Annotated in this window: 8 protein-coding genes and 1 pseudogene; 6 read left to right on the top strand and 3 right to left on the bottom strand. The window is 70.3% G+C overall.

Translation table 11 applies throughout. The features are described 5' to 3' along the window. Positions 1-38: 38 nt before the first annotated feature. Both FHY03_RS17275 and FHY03_RS17270 read right to left on the bottom strand, forming a co-directional pair. On the bottom strand, positions 39-2,726 hold the full coding sequence (locus FHY03_RS17275; RefSeq protein WP_183931819.1) for a TonB-dependent receptor: 2,688 nt from the start codon (positions 2,724-2,726) through the stop codon (positions 39-41). Positions 2,727-2,941: 215 nt separating this feature from the next. Then, positions 2,942-3,106 (bottom strand): hypothetical protein, encoded by a 165-nt coding sequence (locus tag FHY03_RS17270; RefSeq protein ID WP_183924644.1) that lies wholly within the window; start codon positions 3,104-3,106, stop codon positions 2,942-2,944. A 128-nt stretch (positions 3,107-3,234) separates the two neighbouring features. Between FHY03_RS17270 and FHY03_RS17265 the strand changes: the two genes are divergently transcribed. The 6 genes and pseudogenes from FHY03_RS17265 to FHY03_RS17240 all read left to right on the top strand — a co-directional run. Continuing rightward, a complete protein-coding gene (locus FHY03_RS17265) occupies positions 3,235-5,223 on the top strand; it encodes an autotransporter assembly complex family protein (RefSeq protein WP_183931818.1) in 1,989 nt (662 codons plus the stop codon). Between the two features lie 5 nt (positions 5,224-5,228). Further along, positions 5,229-9,338 (top strand): translocation/assembly module TamB domain-containing protein, encoded by a 4,110-nt coding sequence (locus FHY03_RS17260; protein ID WP_260159384.1) that lies wholly within the window; start codon positions 5,229-5,231, stop codon positions 9,336-9,338. Between the two features lie 85 nt (positions 9,339-9,423). Then, complete coding sequence (locus FHY03_RS17255) at positions 9,424-10,515, top strand: alpha/beta hydrolase (RefSeq protein ID WP_183931817.1); 1,092 nt, start codon at positions 9,424-9,426, stop codon at positions 10,513-10,515. An 11-nt stretch (positions 10,516-10,526) separates the two neighbouring features. Beyond that, positions 10,527-11,012, top strand: coding sequence for a DUF4142 domain-containing protein (locus tag FHY03_RS17250; protein ID WP_260159374.1), 486 nt, complete (start codon positions 10,527-10,529; stop codon positions 11,010-11,012). 212 nt (positions 11,013-11,224) lie between these two features. Further along, positions 11,225-13,510 (top strand): TonB-dependent receptor, encoded by a 2,286-nt coding sequence (locus tag FHY03_RS17245; protein ID WP_183931816.1) that lies wholly within the window; start codon positions 11,225-11,227, stop codon positions 13,508-13,510. Positions 13,511-13,619: 109 nt separating this feature from the next. Then, positions 13,620-13,820 (top strand): annotated as a pseudogene (locus FHY03_RS17240) (DDE-type integrase/transposase/recombinase); the annotation flags it as partial. A gap of 69 nt (positions 13,821-13,889) precedes the next feature. On the opposite strand, the gene FHY03_RS17235 reads toward FHY03_RS17240, so the two are convergent. Then, complete coding sequence (locus FHY03_RS17235) at positions 13,890-16,499, bottom strand: TonB-dependent receptor (RefSeq protein ID WP_183931815.1); 2,610 nt, start codon at positions 16,497-16,499, stop codon at positions 13,890-13,892. Positions 16,500-16,812 lie beyond the last annotated feature (313 nt).

Here is a 16,812-nt window from a genome sequence, read left to right as displayed (position 1 = left end):
GCGGTTCCCCTCCCCGCAAGCGGGGAGGAGCTTGACGCTCAGAACTCCGCGCGCGCGCCGAACAGGATCGTGCGCCCGTAGTAATTCACCTCGCCGAAGCGCAGCTCCTTGTCGTTGTACGTGTTCTGCCGTGCGCCGGCGAGGTTGATCCCCTCGAGGCTCAGCGTCAGCTGCGGCGTCACCTTGATCGAGAAATTGCCGTCGAGCGAGCCGAACGGCGCGACATAGCTCGGCGCCTGCACCGTACTGCCGGTGCCGTTGAGATAACGGTCGCGCCATACGTAGGAGAGCCGGGTCGACACCGGCCCCATGTCGTAGAAGCCGACCAGGTTGAAGCTGTTCTTCGACAGGCCGATCAGCTGGTCGCGGATCTCGCGGTCGCCCGCCTTATAGTCCGCTTGCACCGAGGTGTGCGTGTACGAGGCCTGCACGCCCAACCCGTCGAGCGGCTTGGGCAGGAAGGTGAACACCTGGCTGTAGGCGAACTCGGCGCCATAGACCTTGGCGTCGCCGCCGTTGATCTGCGTGGAAAGATTGACGTTGCCGCGTCCCGGTATCTCTATCTGGACGTTGTTCTGCGTGATGTAATTATCCAGCGCCTTGTAGAAGACTGCGCCGGACAGCAGCCCCGACGGCGCGAAATACCATTCGAGCGAGCCGTCGAACTGCGTCGCCAGGAACGGTACCAGCTGCGGGTTGCCACCGCTCGCGGTCGCCGCGTCGGTCGAGACGGTGATGCGCGGCGCGACGTCGGTGACGTTGGGCCGGGTCAGCACGCGGCTGGCGGCGAGGCGGCCGACCAGCTTGGTGGTGAGATCGGCGCGCAGGTTGAAACTGGGCAGCCAGTTGTTGAAGGTTTTCGGGAAGCTCGCCGGCGTCGCGACCGAGCCCGCGGTGAGCGTGCCGCTCGCCACCTGGTCGGTGTGAATGTAGCGCACGCCGACATTGCCGCTCACCGCCACCGCGCCGACCGGGAACTGATAGTCGGCGCGGACATAGCCGCCCGCGATCCGCTCGGTGACGCTGAAGCTTGAGCGCCGGTCCGCCAGCGTCAGCGCCGAATTCTCCACGGCGGGCGTGAAGAAGGCGTCGAGATAGGCGCTCGTCACGGGCACGAGGAAGGTGCGCGGCGCGTTGCCCGGGACGCCCTTGAGGAAGTCGTCGAACGGCAGCTGCTCGTAGGCGCCGGTGCCGAGCACGCTAAGCGGCGTGCCGGCGGGCGGGTTGACCAGGAAGTCGCGGCGGAAATAGTCACGGCGGCGCCGGTGATATTCGCCGCCGGCAGTCAGCTTGGAGACGAAGCCGTCTAGGTCGCGCGCGACGTCGGCGCGCGTGTAGAGATCCCAGTCCTTGCTGTCCTTGGGCGCGATGTTGAAGGTGTAGAGGCTGTAGTTCGCCGGGTCGGTGGCGTCGACCGGCGTGGTGAGCGTCGGCAGCACCTCGTAGCCGCCGGTCGCGTCATAGCTGAGCGGCGCGATGAAGATCGCGCGGCTGCGTACCGTGCCCTCGCGATAGTCAGGGTGGTAGCTGTGCGCCGCCGACCAGTTGACATCGGCCGAGAGGTGCCAGCGGTCGGGATTCCAGCGCTGCTTGAGCCCGACCGTCAGCAGGTCATGGCGATTGAGGCTGTATTCGCGCGATGCCATGAAGCGGACGTCGTTGATCGTCGCCTTGGTGATCGTGTCGCCGTCCGCGACGACCGAGCCCGGCACGATCGACGACCCCAAAGGATTGTAGGTGCCCTTGCCGTCGTCCGGATAGATGTCGAGGCCGAACTCGTCATAGGCGACGTCAAGCCGGGTCGCGACGACGTCCAGGGTGGTCTCCAGCTCGGCCGTCGGGTGCCACTGCGCCGAGATCATTCCCGATACGCGCTCGCGATCCTCAGTCTCCACGGTCGGTCGCGTGCGCGTCGGTGAGTAGAGGCCTTTGGGCAGGCCTCCGGCCGCGGTGGTGGCATAGCGGTCTGCGATCCAGCCAAACCCCATGAACCGATCGTTGCGAACCGACTTGGCCCAATATTGCGCGCCCGCGAGCAGGCCGAAGGTGCCGTCGTCGGTGACGGCGCTGGTCAGTAGCGTGGCGTTGGGACGCACCTTGTCGGTCTGCGTCGTGTAGGTGCCGCGCAGGTTGAGCGTGGTCTTGTTGCCCACCTCGAGCGCCCGGAAGGTGGTGACGTCGATGTTGCCGCCCAGCGCGCCCTCGCTCATGTCGGCGGTGGGCGTCTTCACCACGTCGATGCGCGAGGTGAACTCGGCTGGCAGCATCTCGAAGCGGAACTGGCGGCCGTTGGCGCCGCCGTTCTCGATCAGGTCGTTGAGCGCGATGGTGCGGCCGTTCATCAGCGTGTTCTGGAACTGCGGCCCAAGCCCACGGACGCTGACGTACAGCCCCTCGCCGCGGGGGCGGGTGATCGCGACGCCCGGGATCAGCTGGAGCGCCTCGGCGACGTTCTGCGTCGGGAATTTGCCGATGTCGGTCGAGCTGATCGAGTCGACGCCGTACGCGGCGCGACGCTTGGTCTCGACCGCGGCGTCGATGCTGCGCGCGTAGGTGCCATTGACGACGATATCTTCGCCGGGCTGGTCGGTTGCCGCGGCGGCTGAGTCGCTCGCCTGCGTGGCGGGACCGGCAGGCGTGCCACCCTGTGCGTGCGCGGTCGCGGTCAGCGCGGCGATGGTGACGAGCGCGGCCGACGCCCGCAGCAGGCCGACATACGATACCATGATCTATTACCCCCAAAGCGGCATGAGTGCCGTCTCGGCGCGGGCCGCTAGGGGGGCTCGATGTAAACGTCGCGACGTTTTCGCGACGTTTTCGTTACGACCGCGTACTTTCCGGCGCGATATCGCTACTTTGGGTAGCTCGGTGCACCGGGAGGCGCGGTCCCGCTTCTGCTCGCGCTAGCGCAGGAACACGGCGGGTAGGTCGAGGTGATCGGCTAGCGGTCGCGCCACCAGACCCACAGAGCGATCGCCACCCCCAGCGTCAGGCCGACGAGGAAGCCGATCGTCGGCTCGCCGGCCATCAGACCGAGGATCGTGCCGCCGAGGATCAGGGCGGCGATGGGGAAGCCGCCGGCGAGCGGGGAGCGGGAAGGAGGCATCGGGGCGCTCTGCCACGCCGCCGCCGCGCACGCCAGTCGCGACCGACCGTGCCGGACGCGCGATCCCAACCGCGATCAGTCGGTTTTCCCCCCTTCTTCTCTCCACCTGCGGCGGCTAGACCGAGCACATGAGGCCGGACGTGGGGCGGCGCGGCGCGCTGCTCTGCGCCGTGGTCGGCGTGATGACAGGAGCTGTACCGGCGCGCGCCCAGCAGGCGCCGGCGACCGCGTCGCCGTCGCCGTCTCAGACCGACTCCGGCGCCGCGCCGACCGCGTTCGACGAGGTCGACCCGACCGCACCGCTCGCCGCCCTTCCCGACATCGGTGTCGACTGGCCCGATCTCAGCGCCGCCCCCGCCGCGCCGGTGGCCGAGCGCGCGCAGATCGGCGCCACCACGCGCTACGCCTGGCGCATCGACGGGCTTGACGCCGCGGGCACGCCGCTGCTGCGCCAGCGCTTCCAGGAACTGTCGGTGCTCGCCGGCAACGAGGGGAAGGAAGCCAATCCGGCGCAGCTCGACCGCCGCGCGCGGCAGGACGCCGAGCTGCTGCTCACGCTGCTGAAGGGCGAGGGCTTCTACGACGCCGCGGTGGCGACCCGCTTCGAGCGCGCCGAGAAGCGCCCCGTGGTGGTGCTGGTGGCGACGCCGGGCACGCTCTACCGCTTCGCCGGCGTGACGCTCGCGGGCGTCGAGGCCGCAGGCGCCAAGGCGCAGACGCTGCGCGACGCCTTCGCGGTGCGCCCCGAGGACCCGGTCAACAGCGACGCCATCGCCGCGGCTGAGGCGAACCTGCGCACGCGCGCGGGGGAGGAGGGCTTCGCCTTCGCGCGGATCGGCGACGCGCAGGTGGTGGTCGACCGCACCGCGCAGAGCGCGACCGTGTCGGTCGAGGTGGCGCCGGGCACCGCGCGGCGGTTCGGGCGGATCACCGCCAACCCCGACAATCGCGTGTTCGACGCCGCGCACGTCGCCGATATCGCGCGCTTCAAGAGCGGCGACTCGTACGAGGCGTCGCAGCTCGACGACCTGCGCCGCGCTTTGGTGCAGACCGGGCTGGTCTCCACCGCCGAGGTGCGCGCGGTCGCGGCGGACGACCCGTCGGTGGTGGACGTGGCGGTGCGGCTCGAACCGGCGCCGCCGCGCACCGTTGCGGTTGAGCTCGGCTATGGCACCGGCGAGGGCGCGCGCTCGGAGGTCAGCTGGACGCATCGCAACCTGTTCCCGCCCGAGGGCGCGGTGACGCTCCGCGGCGTTGCCGGCACGCGCGAGCAGCTCGGCCAGGTCACGTTCCGGCGCAACAACTTCCACGCGCGCGACCGCGTGCTCACCGCGCAGTTCGCCGCCGCGCACCTGCTGCGCGACGCCTATGAGGCCAACACGCTCTCGCTGTCCGCGGCGCTGGAGCGGCAGACCAACATCTTCTTCCAGAAGACCTGGACCTGGTCGCTCGGCGCCGAGCTGGTCGCCTCGGACGAGCGCGACGTGATCCTCTCCACCGGCGAGCCGCGCCGCCGCACCTTCCTGATCGGCGCGCTGCCGACCAGCCTGGGCTATGACGGCTCGGACGACCTGCTCAACCCGACGCGCGGCTTCCGCCTCGCCGGTCGGGTCAGCCCCGAGCTGTCGCTGCAGAACCGCGCCTTCGGCTATACGCGCGTCCAGCTCGACGCGAGCGCGTACCGGCCGGTCACCAAGGGAACGGTGCTGGCGGGGCGAGTCCGTGCAGGAACGATCCTGGGCGCGCCGCGCGACCAGATCGCGCCGTCGCGGCGTTTCTACGCCGGCGGCGGTGCCTCGGTGCGCGGTTACGGCTTCCAGTCGATCGGCCCGCGCGACCCCAACAACGATCCGATCGGCGGGCGCAGCCTGGCCGAGTTCGCGGTGGAGGCGCGGATCCGGGCGTTCGGCAATTTCGGCGTGGTGCCCTTCTTCGACGGCGGCAACATCTACACCGGCGGGCTGCCCGACCTCACGGGCTTCCGTTACGGCGCCGGCATCGGCGTGCGCTATTACTCGAACTTCGGCCCGATCCGCGTCGACCTGGGAACCCCGATCAACCCGCAGAAGGGCGACAGCCGGCTCGCGGTGTACGTCTCGCTGGGGCAGGCCTTTTGACCCGCCTGCTGCGCTATCTTGGGCTGGCGCTCGCGGGGCTGGTCGCGCTCTCGCTGCTCGTCGTGTTCGTGCTCGACACCGGCGTCGGGCACCGTTTCGTTGCGGACCGGGTTAACGCGCTGCGACCCGACAACGGGCTGCGCTTCCGCATCGGGCGGATCGACGGCTCGCTCTACGGGCGCGCCGAGCTGGTCGACTTTCGGCTGTACGATCCCAAGGGGCTCGTGCTGACGGTACCACGCGCGCGGCTCGACTGGTCGCCGCTCGCCTGGTGGCACAACCGCCTCGACATCACCGCGCTCGACATCGCCAACGCGACGCTCGCCAAGCTGCCCGAGCCGCGCGACACCGGCCGCAGCGGGCCGCTGCTGCCCAAGTTCGACATCGCCATCGGACGGCTCGCGGTCGACCGGTTGATCGTCGCGCCGCGGGTCACCGGCGTGGTGCGCTACGGTCGGTTGCGCGGGCGCGCCGATATCCGCGACGGCCACGCCTTGGTCGACCTTGCCGCGGTGGTGCAGGGCAGCGACTCGCTCGACCTGCGGCTCGACTCGCGCCCCGACGCGGGCCGGTTCGACCTGGAGGCGCGCGCGCGCGGCACCGCGCGCGGCGTGCTGGCGAAGCTGACCGGGCTCAACCGCGCGCTCGCGCTCGATGTCGCGGGCGACGGCGACTGGCACCGCTGGGACGGGCGCGCGGTGGCGCAGGCCGGCGCGGCGCGCGTGATCGACCTCGCGCTCGCCAATCGTGACGGGCGCTACCGGCTGATCGGCACGGTGGCGCCGAGCGCAGTGATCGGCGGCAAGCTCCAGTCGCTCACCGCGCCGCGCGTGGCGGTCGACGGGAACGCCACCTTCGCCAACCGGCGGCTCGACGGCGCGCTGTCGCTGCGTTCGCCCGCGATCGCCGCCGAGGTGCAAGGGATGGTCGACCTCGGCGCCAGCGCGTTCCGCAACGTCCGCGTCAGCGCGCGGCTGCTGCGCCCGGCGGCGCTGTTCCGCAACATGACCGCGCGCGACATGCGGCTGCGCGCCATCCTCGACGGCAACTTTCGCACCTTCACCTTCGACTATCGCCTCAGCGCCGACCGGTTCGCGTTCGACGACACCGGCTTCGAGCAGGCGCGCGCGGCCGGACGCGGGCGCTGGTCGCGCACCCCGGTGCTGGTGCCGGCGCGCTTCACCGCGGCTCGCGTCACCGGCGTCGGCGACGTCGCCGGCGGCATCCTGCGCAACCTCAGCGTCGACGGGCTGCTCAAGGTCACCGCTACGCAGGTCACCGGCGACCGGCTGCGGCTGCGCTCGGACCAGCTCGCCGGCGAGATCGGGCTCCGGCTCGACCTGCGCACCGGGCGCTACGACGTCGCATTGAGCGGGGGGCTCGGGCGGTACCTCATTCCCGGCATCGGGCTGGTGCAGGTCGACTCGCGCCTTCAGGCAGTGCCGGGGCCGAACGGCCATGGCACGCGCGTGATCGGGCGCGGCACCGCGCGCGTGCTGCGGCTCGACAACGCCTTCTTCCGCTCGCTCACCGGCGGCCTCCCGCGGATCGAGACCGAGCTGGAGCGCACCCCAGACGGCATCCTCCATTTTACCCGCCTGGTGCTCACCGCACCGACGCTGCGGCTGGCGGGGAACGGCTATCGCCGCCGCGACGGCACCTTCTTCTTCGAGGGCGCGGGGACGCAGGGCACCTACGGCCCGGTGACGCTGCGACTCGACGGCCGGATCGAGCGGCCGACGCTCGATCTCGTCTTCGCGCGTCCTAATGCCACGCTGGGGCTGGCCGCGGTGCGCGCGCATCTCGATCCCAGCGCGCAGGGCTTCGCCTTCACCGCGGCGGGCGGATCGCGGCTCGGCGATTTCACCGGCGCGGGACAGATCGTGCTGCCGCCGGGCGACGGCCAGTCGCGGATCCTGGTCGAGCGGCTCGACGTCAGCGGCACGCGCGCGACCGGCGCGCTCGACATCGTCGACGGGGGTTTCCGCGGCCGCCTGAGCGTCAACGGCGGCGGGTGGAGCGGTGCGTTCGACTTCGCGCCCGTCGGCGAGGTGCAGCGCATCGCCGCGCAGCTCCAGGCGCGCAACGCCCGCATCGGCGGCGTCGCCGCGGTGCGCGTGGCCCAGCTGCAGTTCACCGCGCTGCTCGATCCCGCCGGCACCAAGCTCGACGCCAGCGCGCGCGGCGCCGGGCTGCGCCATGGCGCGCTGTCGGTGTCGCGCTTCGACGGCACGGTCGCGCTGGCGGGGGAGACCGGCGAGATCCGCGCCGCGATCGCTGGCTCGCGCGGGGTCGGCTTCCGTGTCCAGACCGTCACCGCCGTCACCCCCGACGGCTATACCGTGCGCGCCAGCGGCAGCATCGGCCAGCGCCCGATCCGGCTCGACACGCCCGCGGTGCTGCGCCGCGATGGCGACGCCTGGACGCTCGCCTCGACCAAGCTGAGTTTCGCGGGCGGCTCGGCGGAGGTGTCGGGACGGCTCGGCGACGACGACACGAGCGTCCGCGCCACGCTCGCCAACCTGCCGCTGGCGGTGCTCGACATCGGCTATAGCGGGCTCGGCCTCGGCGGCAGCGCGAGCGGCTCGCTCCGGCTCGACGCGCGCGCGGGCGCGGCGCCGACCGGGCGCGCCGACCTTACCGTGCGCGGGCTGACCAGATCGGGGTTGGTGACCTCGTCGACGCCGGTCGACATGGGGCTGGCCGCGGTGCTCGCGCCCGACCATGCCGGCGTGCGCGTGGTGATGCAGTCGGCGGGCAGGATCGTCGGGCGCGCGCAGGCGCAGCTCAAGCCGCTCGGCAGCGGCAGCCTGGTCGAGCGGCTGTCGCGCGCCGGGCTGTTCGCGCAGGTGCGCTACAGCGGCCCCGCCGACACCTTGTGGCGGCTCACCCGGATCGAGCTGTTCGACCTGACCGGGCCGGTCGCCTTCGCCGCGGACGTCACCGGCGCCACCCAGGCGCCGCAGCTGCGCGGCGTGGTGCGCGCGTCGGGCGCGCGGATCCAGAGCGCGACCACCGGCACCTCGATCACCAACGTCGCGGCGAGCGGGCGCTTCAGCGGCTCGCGGCTCCAGCTCGATCGCTTCACCGGTGACACCGCGCGCGGCGGCAAGGTGTCGGGCAGCGGCTGGTTTGACCTCCGCCCGACCGGCGTCGCGCTCGACCTGAGCGTCGATGCCGACCACGCCGTGCTGATCGACCGCGATGACATCGGCGCGACCGTCACCGGCCCCATCACCTTCCGCTCCGACGGCGACGGCGGCGTGATCGGCGGCGACGTGCGGCTCGACACCAGCCGCTACAAGTTCGGCCAGGCCACGGTCGCGAGCGCGCTGCCGCAGGTGGCGGTGCGCGAGATCAACGTGCCCGGCGGCGACAATGCCGATGACGAGGTGGCGGCACCGTGGCGGCTCGACGTCCGCGCGCGCGCGCGCAACGGGCTCATGGTCACCGGCCTCGGCCTGTCGAGCGAGTGGACCGCGCAGGTACAGATCGCGGGCACGCCGACCGACCCGGCGCTGACAGGCCGCGCCGACCTGGTGCGCGGCGACTATGAGTTCGCCGGGCGCGAGTTCGAGCTGTCGCGCGGGATCATCCGCTTCGCCGGCGAGGTGCCCGCCAATCCCGCGCTCGACATCGAGGCGAGCGCCAACACCACCGGGCTCAACGCGACGATCCGAGTCACCGGCGTCGCGCTCAAGCCCGAGATCAGCTTCACCAGCACGCCCGCCCTACCGCAGGACGAGCTGCTGTCGCGACTGCTGTTCGGCACCTCGATCACGAACCTGTCCGCGCCCGAAGCGCTCCAGCTGGCGGCGGCGGTGGCGGCGCTGCAGGACGGCGGCGGCGGGCTCAACCCGATCAACGCGGTGCGCCGCGCCGCCGGGCTGGACCGGCTGCGCATCCTGCCCGCCGACCCGCAGACCGGGCAGGGCACCTCGATCGCCGCGGGCAAATATGTGACGCGGCGGATCTACGCCGAGATCATCACCGACGGCGCCGGTTACTCGGCGACCCGGGTCGAGTTCCAGGTGACACGCTGGCTGTCGCTGCTGTCGTCGATCTCGACGCTGGGGCGGCAAAGTGCCAACGTGCGGGTGTCGCGCGATTATTGACCTAGGTCGCGTTTCACCGCCGGAATGGCGTGACGAACACGGGGGTCGAGGCGCTGCGGCGCGAGTGAGCGTGGGGGGGGCAGGAATGCGACGGGGATGGTGTGCGGCCGCGGCGGTCGCGCTGGCATGGGGTGTCGGCGCGGCGGCACAATCGTCGGCCGCGCTCAACGATGCGCCGCCTCCGCCGCCCGCCGCGGCCACGCGCCCGCCGACCGCTGTGGCGGACGACATGAGAGGCGTGCTGGAGCAGCTGCCGCTGCTCGGCGCACGACCGATCGCGACGCTCACCCCGGTCGAGGCGCGGCTCGAGCCCTCGGCGGCGGACGCGTACAACGCCGCCATCCGCAAGTCGGGCATGTCGGTCGCGCCCGATGCGACGGTGACGACGCAGGATCTCGCCTACGGCACGGACCCGATGCAATATGCGCGCCTCTACCGGCCGGGTGCGGCGGCGGGAACGGGCGCGCCGCTGCCGCTGCTGGTCTATTATCACGGCGGCGGCTGGGTACTGGCGGATCTCACCGCCTATGACGCGACCCCGCGGCTGCTCGCCAAGCAGCTCAACGCGATCGTGGTCTCGGTCGAGTATCGGCGCGCGCCCGAGTTCCGCTTCCCGGCGCAGCACGAAGACGCCGCCGCTGCCTATGGCTGGGCGGTGCAGAACGCCGCCGCCTGGGGGGCCGACCCGGCGCGCGTCGCGCTGGCGGGCGAGAGCGCGGGCGGCAATCTCGCGCTCAACACCGCGATCTACGCGCGCGACCATGCACTGGCGCGGCCGGCGCACGTGCTCGCGATCTACCCGATCGCCAACAGCGACCCCGCGCTGCCGTCCCGGCGCGATTCGGCCGGCGCGACCCCGCTCGACACGGCGATGCTCGGCTGGTTCGCGCATTATCATAGCGCGAACGCCGGCGACGCCGCCGACTCGCGGCTCAACCTGGTCAAGGCCGACCTGCGCGGGCTGCCGCCGGTGACGATCGTCAACGCCCAGATCGACCCGCTGCGCTCCGACGGCGAGACGCTCGCCCAGGCGCTGCGCGGCGCCGGCGTGAGCGTGCAGCAGCGGACATACAACGGGGTGACGCACGAGTTCTTCGGCATGGGTCGGCTGGTGCGCGGCGCCTATGACGCCGAGCTCTTCGCGGTCGCGCGGCTCAAGTCGGCGTTCGGCCTGTGAGGAGAGGGACGATGCGCGCGATCGCCGGGCTGATGACGTTGGCCGCCGCGATGATGACCGCTCCCGCGGGAGCGCAGGCGATGTCGCCCGCCCGCTACCTCGAGGCGGCGGGCGCGGCGGACCTGTACGAGCGCGCGGCGAGCCAGATGGTGCTCGAGTCCACCACCGACGCGAAGGTGCGCGAGTTCGCCCGCATGATGCTGGCCGATCACGCGCGTGGCAGCGCGACGCGGCGCGCGGCGGCGGCGCGCGCCAGGGTGCGCGTGCCCGCGGCGGCGCTGACGCCGCTCCAGACCGAGCTGATCGTCGAGCTGCGCGCCGAGACCGGCCTGGCGCGCGACGCCACCTATGTCGCGCAGCAGCGCGCCGCGCACGCGCGGGCGCTGTCGCTGCATCAGGCCTATGCCGCGGGTGGCAGCGCGGCGGCACTGAAGGCGGCAGCGGCGCGCATCGCGGCGATGGTGGCACGCCACGCGGAGGCGCTGAAGGCGATGTGACGGGCCGCCCGGCGACCGCCCTCACCGTGGCGGGAGCGGGGTCGGGAAGGCCTGATCCGCGGGGGGGGGGGGCACCGTGCTTCGTCCACAGATCGATCGCCGGCTCGCCGCCGCGGCCTCGCCCGCTCGATAAAAGATGCCTTCTTCGACGGGCGCGCGCGTCGAACCTCTACAAAGCCCTCAGGTCCGCAGGCGATCAGGGGGAGAGGCACATGCATTACAGGGCTTCGGGCGCCGGCTATCATCTGACCGCCGTCGCCGCGACCGCGCTGAGCATCGCCCAGGCGAACGCCCAAACCCCGACCAACCCACCCAAGCCCGGCACCGTCACCGAAGCGCCGGACGGCGAGGTCGTCGTCACCACCACGGCGCAGAAGCGCTTCGAGAACATCCAGGACGTGCCGCTGGCGGTCCAGGTCGTCAATCCCGCGCAGCTGGAAGCGCAGGGTGTCCACCACTTCCAGGAGCTGGAGCGGGTGATGCCCTCGCTCATCGTCCGCCCCGCCAACCAGCCGGTGAACACCAACGTCTCGATCCGCGGCGTCGGCACCTTCGCCTATGCGATCGGCGTGGAGTCGAGCGTCGCCGTCACGGTGGACGGCGCGCCGGTCGCCTTTCTCGCGCGCGCCATCAGCGATCTGCCCGACGTCGCGATGATCGAGGTGCTGCGCGGGCCGCAGAGCACGCTCTACGGCAAGGCGGCCTCGGCGGGCCTGATCAAGATCATGACGACGCAGCCGACGAACGACCTGCACGTCCGCGCCACCGCGCGCCTCACCGACGATCACGAGTTCGCCGAGCAGCTCAGCCTCACCGGACCGCTGACCGACACGCTGGGCTATGTCGTCACCGGCGGCTTCACGCACTGGGACGGCAACCTCCGCGACACCGTCAGGGACAAGCGCGTCGGCGGGCGCGACACGATCACGACCCGCGGCAAGCTGCGCTGGCGCGCGACGCCGGACCTCACCTTCACGCTCTCCGGCAATTACGTCGAGGGCAGCACGGACTTCGGCCGGCCGTTCATCCGGCTGGATCCCGCGGCCCGGCTGCGCAGCGACCCCGCGCTCACCCCGGCAGCGGTCCTTCCCGGCGTCGAGGTCGGCCCCGGCAATCAGACGGTCGCGTACAACGCAAGGTCGGGGACCGACTATCACGGCAGCGGCGCCCTGCTGCGCAGCGAATGGGATCTCGGCAAACTCAGCTTCCTGAGCCTGACCAACTATGATCGCTTCAAGCTCTACGATTATCTCGACTTCGACGACACCGCCTCGTCCGAGCGCCATAGCAACGCGCGCGAGATCGGGCGCTTCGAATCGCGCCTGTTCACGCAGGAGGTGCGCGTCCTCTCGCCCGGCGACTCCGCCTTCCGCTACGCGCTCGGCCTCTATTATGCCGACACCCGCTTCGAGCGACCGTTCGAGCGCGGCTCCGGCTTCGCGCTCTCCCATCTCTACGCGACCGCCGGCTCGCGCCAGATCGCCGGTTTCGGGCAGCTGGACTGGGAGTTCGTGCCGACGCTCACCGCCACCGCCGGCGGTCGCGTCCAGAACGAGCGCGTTCGCTACACGTTCGACGACCTGCTCGTCGCCCAGCGTGATCCGCAGGCGACGCATCACTACGCCGGCCATGACGGCGACGACGCCGCGACCTACCGGCTCGGCCTGGCGTATCAGGCGACGCGCGACCTGATGCTCTTCACCAATCATGCGACCGGCTACAAGGGCCAGGCCTACGACCTTACCACCGGCTTCGACCAGAAGCGGGCCGATGGCGGACCGATCCGCCCGGAACGGTCGCGCGACCAGGAGATCGGGGTCCGCAGCCAGTGGTTCGAACGGCGCCTCACCGCCAACCTCACCTTCTTCGACACGCATTACCGCGACCTGCAGGCGCAGACGGTCGAATTCTACCCCGACGGCAGCTATCGCAATCGCCTGACCAACGTCGTCCGGCTGGTCACGCGCGGCGTGGAGGTGGAGACCGCTGCGCGGCCGACCGGCGACCTCACCCTCGCCGCCAACGCCACCTACCTGCGCGCCCGCTATCTCTCCTTCCCCTCGGCGCCCTGCTTCCCGCTACAGACGGTCGCACAGGGCTGCGTCGGTACGCCGGCGCGGCAGGACCTCTCGGGCGAGCGCCTGCCGCAGGCGCCGACCTGGCGGCTCGACGCCAGCGCCGAATACGCGCCCGAGCTCGGCCAGCATTATCGCGGCGTGATGCAGGCGGCGTGGCAATATCAGGGCGCGCTGTCGTACGCGCCGCGCGATCCGGAGCTGTGGCAGCGTGCCTATCACATCGCCAACGTCAGTCTGGGGCTGCGCGACGCGGATCGACACTGGGACGCCGCGGTCTTCGTCGACAATGTTTTCGATCAGCGGCATTATACGTCGCTCGTCAACAACGCGAACAACTTCGGCGGCCACGTCGCCACCGCGGCGCTGCTGCCGCGCGACTTCCGACGTTTCGGCGGTATCCGCGTGGGGCTCAGCTTCTGACGTCTGATCCATCCTGAAAGCGACGTGCTCGCGGTGATCCCGGCACGGTCGCGCCGGTCGTCGGACCAGCCGGTGAGATCCCCAATCGCTACGTCACCAAACACGAGAGAAGAAGGCGGCAGTCGCTTTCATGAAGAAGGCGCTCAAGCGCTACGGCCCGCCCGAAGCGATCACCACCGATGGTTTGCGCTGCTACGGTGCCGTGCTGACCGAGCTCGGCATGCGCGAGAAGCAGGAGGTGGCCCGCTGGGCTAACAACCGGGTAAAGCTGCTGTTCACGCGACAAGTGAGTTGGCGCAAGAATAAATAAGCCGAGATCGATCCGTCATGTGCTCTCTTGACGCCTGATCACCTCTACCTTGCTTCAGCGAAGCGAACGTTAGTACCGAGCCCGCAGTGTGATCCCATAGCGTGCCGGCTGGTTGTAGTTCACCGTTCGTCCCAGATAAGCGGTCACGCCTGCTCCGGAGGGCGCCGCGAGCAGCGCTTGCGAGATGATGTTGCGCTCGTTGGTGGCGTTGTTGGCGAAGAGCGAGATGTCGTAGCGGCCGCTGTTCAGCCGAAGGCCAGCGCGCAGATTCAGGTTGGATTGGTTCGGCACCTGCGTGTAGATCGACTGCGTGACCCCCGTCCCGTACCCAGTGGTGTGGGAGAATTGCGCGTAGCTGTAGAATTCGGTGCCCGACGCGACTTGCACGTCCCATGATGGCGTCGCGGAAAGCGCCCATCTCGGCGAGTAGGGCGCGCGCTGGCCTTCGGCGTCGATGTTGGCGATGCCGTTGTAGCTGAGCTCGGCGGGTGCCGGGAGCGACGGCGCTCGGGTATAGTTCGCATCGTTGTAATTGCCGTCGAAGGTCAGGCGGAAGCCGCCGCCGACGTTCGCGGCCACGCTCCATTCGAGCCCTCGCGCTCGAATGTCCCCCACGTTGGTGGCGCCGCGCTGCGGCGTGCCATCGGGCAGCACGAATGAGATCGACGTCTGGAAGCCATTGAGCTGCTCCTGGTACACCGCGAGCGACAAGGTGAGATGGCGGTCGAGCAGCGACGCCTTGAGGCCCACCTCGATGTTCTTCGTGGTCGTCGGCTGGATCGCCGGCGCCGACGGGCTGAGCGAGCGATTGTTGAGATCCAGCCCGCCGGCCTGGAAACCGGTCGCGTAGGTGACGTAGCCGGTCACATCGGGCGCGATCTTGTACGACAGGCTGAGCGTGCCCGAGAGATTATCGTTCGACGTCTCCAGGTTGAGCGGATAGCCGCTCGTCGCGGCCGCAGTCGGATAGCCGGGGATGCGATAGGTGACCCCGGGATTGCGCTGCACCGCGTCGATGGCGGTGTAGAAGGCGAGCAGCTGCGCGTTGGTGATCCCCGCCGGCAGCGTCGCGGGCATCTGGCTGGCATCGACCGGGCTGGAGCCGTTCTTGCGATCGTACGTGTAGCGTAGCCCGCCCGTCACATCGAGCCGGTCGGTGGCATGCCAGGTCGCCTGTCCGTACGCCGCGGCGGTGCGGTTCTTGACCGTCGTGTCCTCGATGATCTGCACGCCGGTCAGCTGAGAGCGGAAGGAGAGCGGGATGGGCGTGAAGTTGGCGCCCGCGACCGTGTTGAAGGCATTGTACCAGGGTATGACGTCGGCGCCGAACTGGTGAACGACGTAGTGATCCTTCAGCTTGGAATGATAGAGGAACACTCCCGCCTGCCACTCGAGCGGGCCGCGTCGACTGGAGGCGAGACGCACCTCCTGGCTGAACTGGTCGCTGTGGCTGATGGCCATGTTTTGGTAGATGTCGAGCGGCGACGTGTCGCTGTCCTGCGGCGGATCGAAGGTCCACAAGCGCCACGCCGTGATGGAGGTCAGCGTCGCCCAACCATAATCATAATCGGCGGTCAGCGAGACGCCGGCGTTCTTGGTCTTGGTCCGGTTGTAGTTGTTGATGATGCTGGTCCGCGGGTCGACCGCCGGCGCCCAGTTCTGCACGCCCCCGAAGTCGGCTAGGCGCCCGAGCGCCGCGAACGCGTTCGACACGCGCGTGCGCTGCGCCGCGGTGGCGTTGATCCCCCAATTGCCGGGGCCGAACAGCTCGATGATGCCGCCGCCCGAGCTGAAGCCCGCCGCGCTATCGTTCTCGACGTTGAGGTCGCCCGCCAGGTTGAGCGTCAGGTCGCCCGCGGTGAGCAGGAACTGCTGGCGCACGCCCCAGCGCTTGGTGCCCGCGGTCGTGCCCTCGGCGGTCGCGGTGGGCGCGTCAATACCCTGCCGCTCGGCCGCCGCCTTGAAGGCAGGGCGGAAGGGGGTCGCGATCCAGCCGTCGGCGCGCGTGCCGAACGCCACGGTGCGGAAGGCGAGATTGTCGGTGATCGGCCCCGTGACGATCGCCTTGGCCTGCGCGAAATCGTAGCGACCATAAGTCAGCTCGACCGTCTGGCCGGACGTGAAGCTTGGCTTGTTGAAGGTGATGTTCAGCGCGCCCGCGGCGGCGTTGCGGCCGAACAGCGTGCCCTGCGGCCCGCGCAACACCTCGAAGCTCTGCACGTCGACGAGGTCCTGCAGCACCTGGCCGGGGCGCGCCTGGTACACGCCGTCGAAGTAGACGCCGATCGCATTGTCGAGCCCGTCGGCCGCGGTGGGCGCATAGCCGATGCCGCGGATCGTCACGGAGAAGTTGCGCGGGTTGCCGCCGGTCGAGTTGAGGCCGGGCGTCTGGTCGATCAGGCTCTGCAGATCGATCGTGCCCTTGCGTTCGAGCGTCTCGCCGCTGATCGCCTGCACCGATATCGGCACGTCGCGGATGTTCTCGGCGCGTCGCCGCGCCGTGACCACGACCTCGCCGTCGCGGGCTGCGGGCGGCGCGGTTGATCCCGCCCGCGCCAGCTCGATGCCGTCTTCAGGCAGTCGGCCGGACGGACCCTCCTGTGCCCGGGCCATGGCGGGCGCGAGCAGCGAGGCGGTCGCCAGCAACGCGCGGACGAGAACGCGGCGGTTCTTTTTCATCTTTTTCCCCACTTGCCGACTTAATCCCGATCGATCTAGTAGGGTTTCGTAGTTGGTTGCATTCAGATCGATAAAGTAGGCATTGTTTCAACGGTATGAAGTTTTTCTGCATCGCACGGTCCGACCCGCCGCCGCACTCTCCGGGTCGGCTTAGCGAGGGAGCAGATATGGCGCCGAGGAGAGCCTGGCGGGGGCGCCGCCTGGGCCGTCGCGTTTCGGGCGTGTCAAGCGATGAGGGCCGCGCCGCGCTCGAGCCCGCCGTCGCGCCGCGCTCTCTGCCCGGCGACACATATCCCGGACAGACCGCGTCGTT

This window comes from Sphingomonas sp. BK345 (assembly GCF_014193845.1).
In the GTDB taxonomy this organism is placed as follows: Bacteria; Pseudomonadota; Alphaproteobacteria; order Sphingomonadales; family Sphingomonadaceae; genus Sphingomonas.
The sequence above is the reverse complement of the archived record's forward strand: the minus strand, read 5'-3'. Positions and strand labels throughout refer to the sequence as shown.

Excerpts from the sequence above, each read along its gene's own strand:
- FHY03_RS17245 (WP_183931816.1), top strand. The coding sequence starts at position 11,225 with ATGCATTACAGGGCTTCGGGCGCCGGCTATCATCTGACCGCCGTCGCC.
- FHY03_RS17250 (WP_260159374.1), top strand. The coding sequence starts at position 10,527 with ATGCGCGCGATCGCCGGGCTGATGACGTTGGCCGCCGCGATGATGACC.
- FHY03_RS17275 (WP_183931819.1), bottom strand. The coding sequence starts at position 2,726 with ATGGTATCGTATGTCGGCCTGCTGCGGGCGTCGGCCGCGCTCGTCACC.
- FHY03_RS17265 (WP_183931818.1), top strand. The coding sequence starts at position 3,235 with ATGAGGCCGGACGTGGGGCGGCGCGGCGCGCTGCTCTGCGCCGTGGTC.
- FHY03_RS17255 (WP_183931817.1), top strand. The coding sequence starts at position 9,424 with ATGCGACGGGGATGGTGTGCGGCCGCGGCGGTCGCGCTGGCATGGGGT.
- FHY03_RS17270 (WP_183924644.1), bottom strand. The coding sequence starts at position 3,106 with ATGCCTCCTTCCCGCTCCCCGCTCGCCGGCGGCTTCCCCATCGCCGCC.
- FHY03_RS17235 (WP_183931815.1), bottom strand. The coding sequence starts at position 16,499 with ATGAAAAAGAACCGCCGCGTTCTCGTCCGCGCGTTGCTGGCGACCGCC.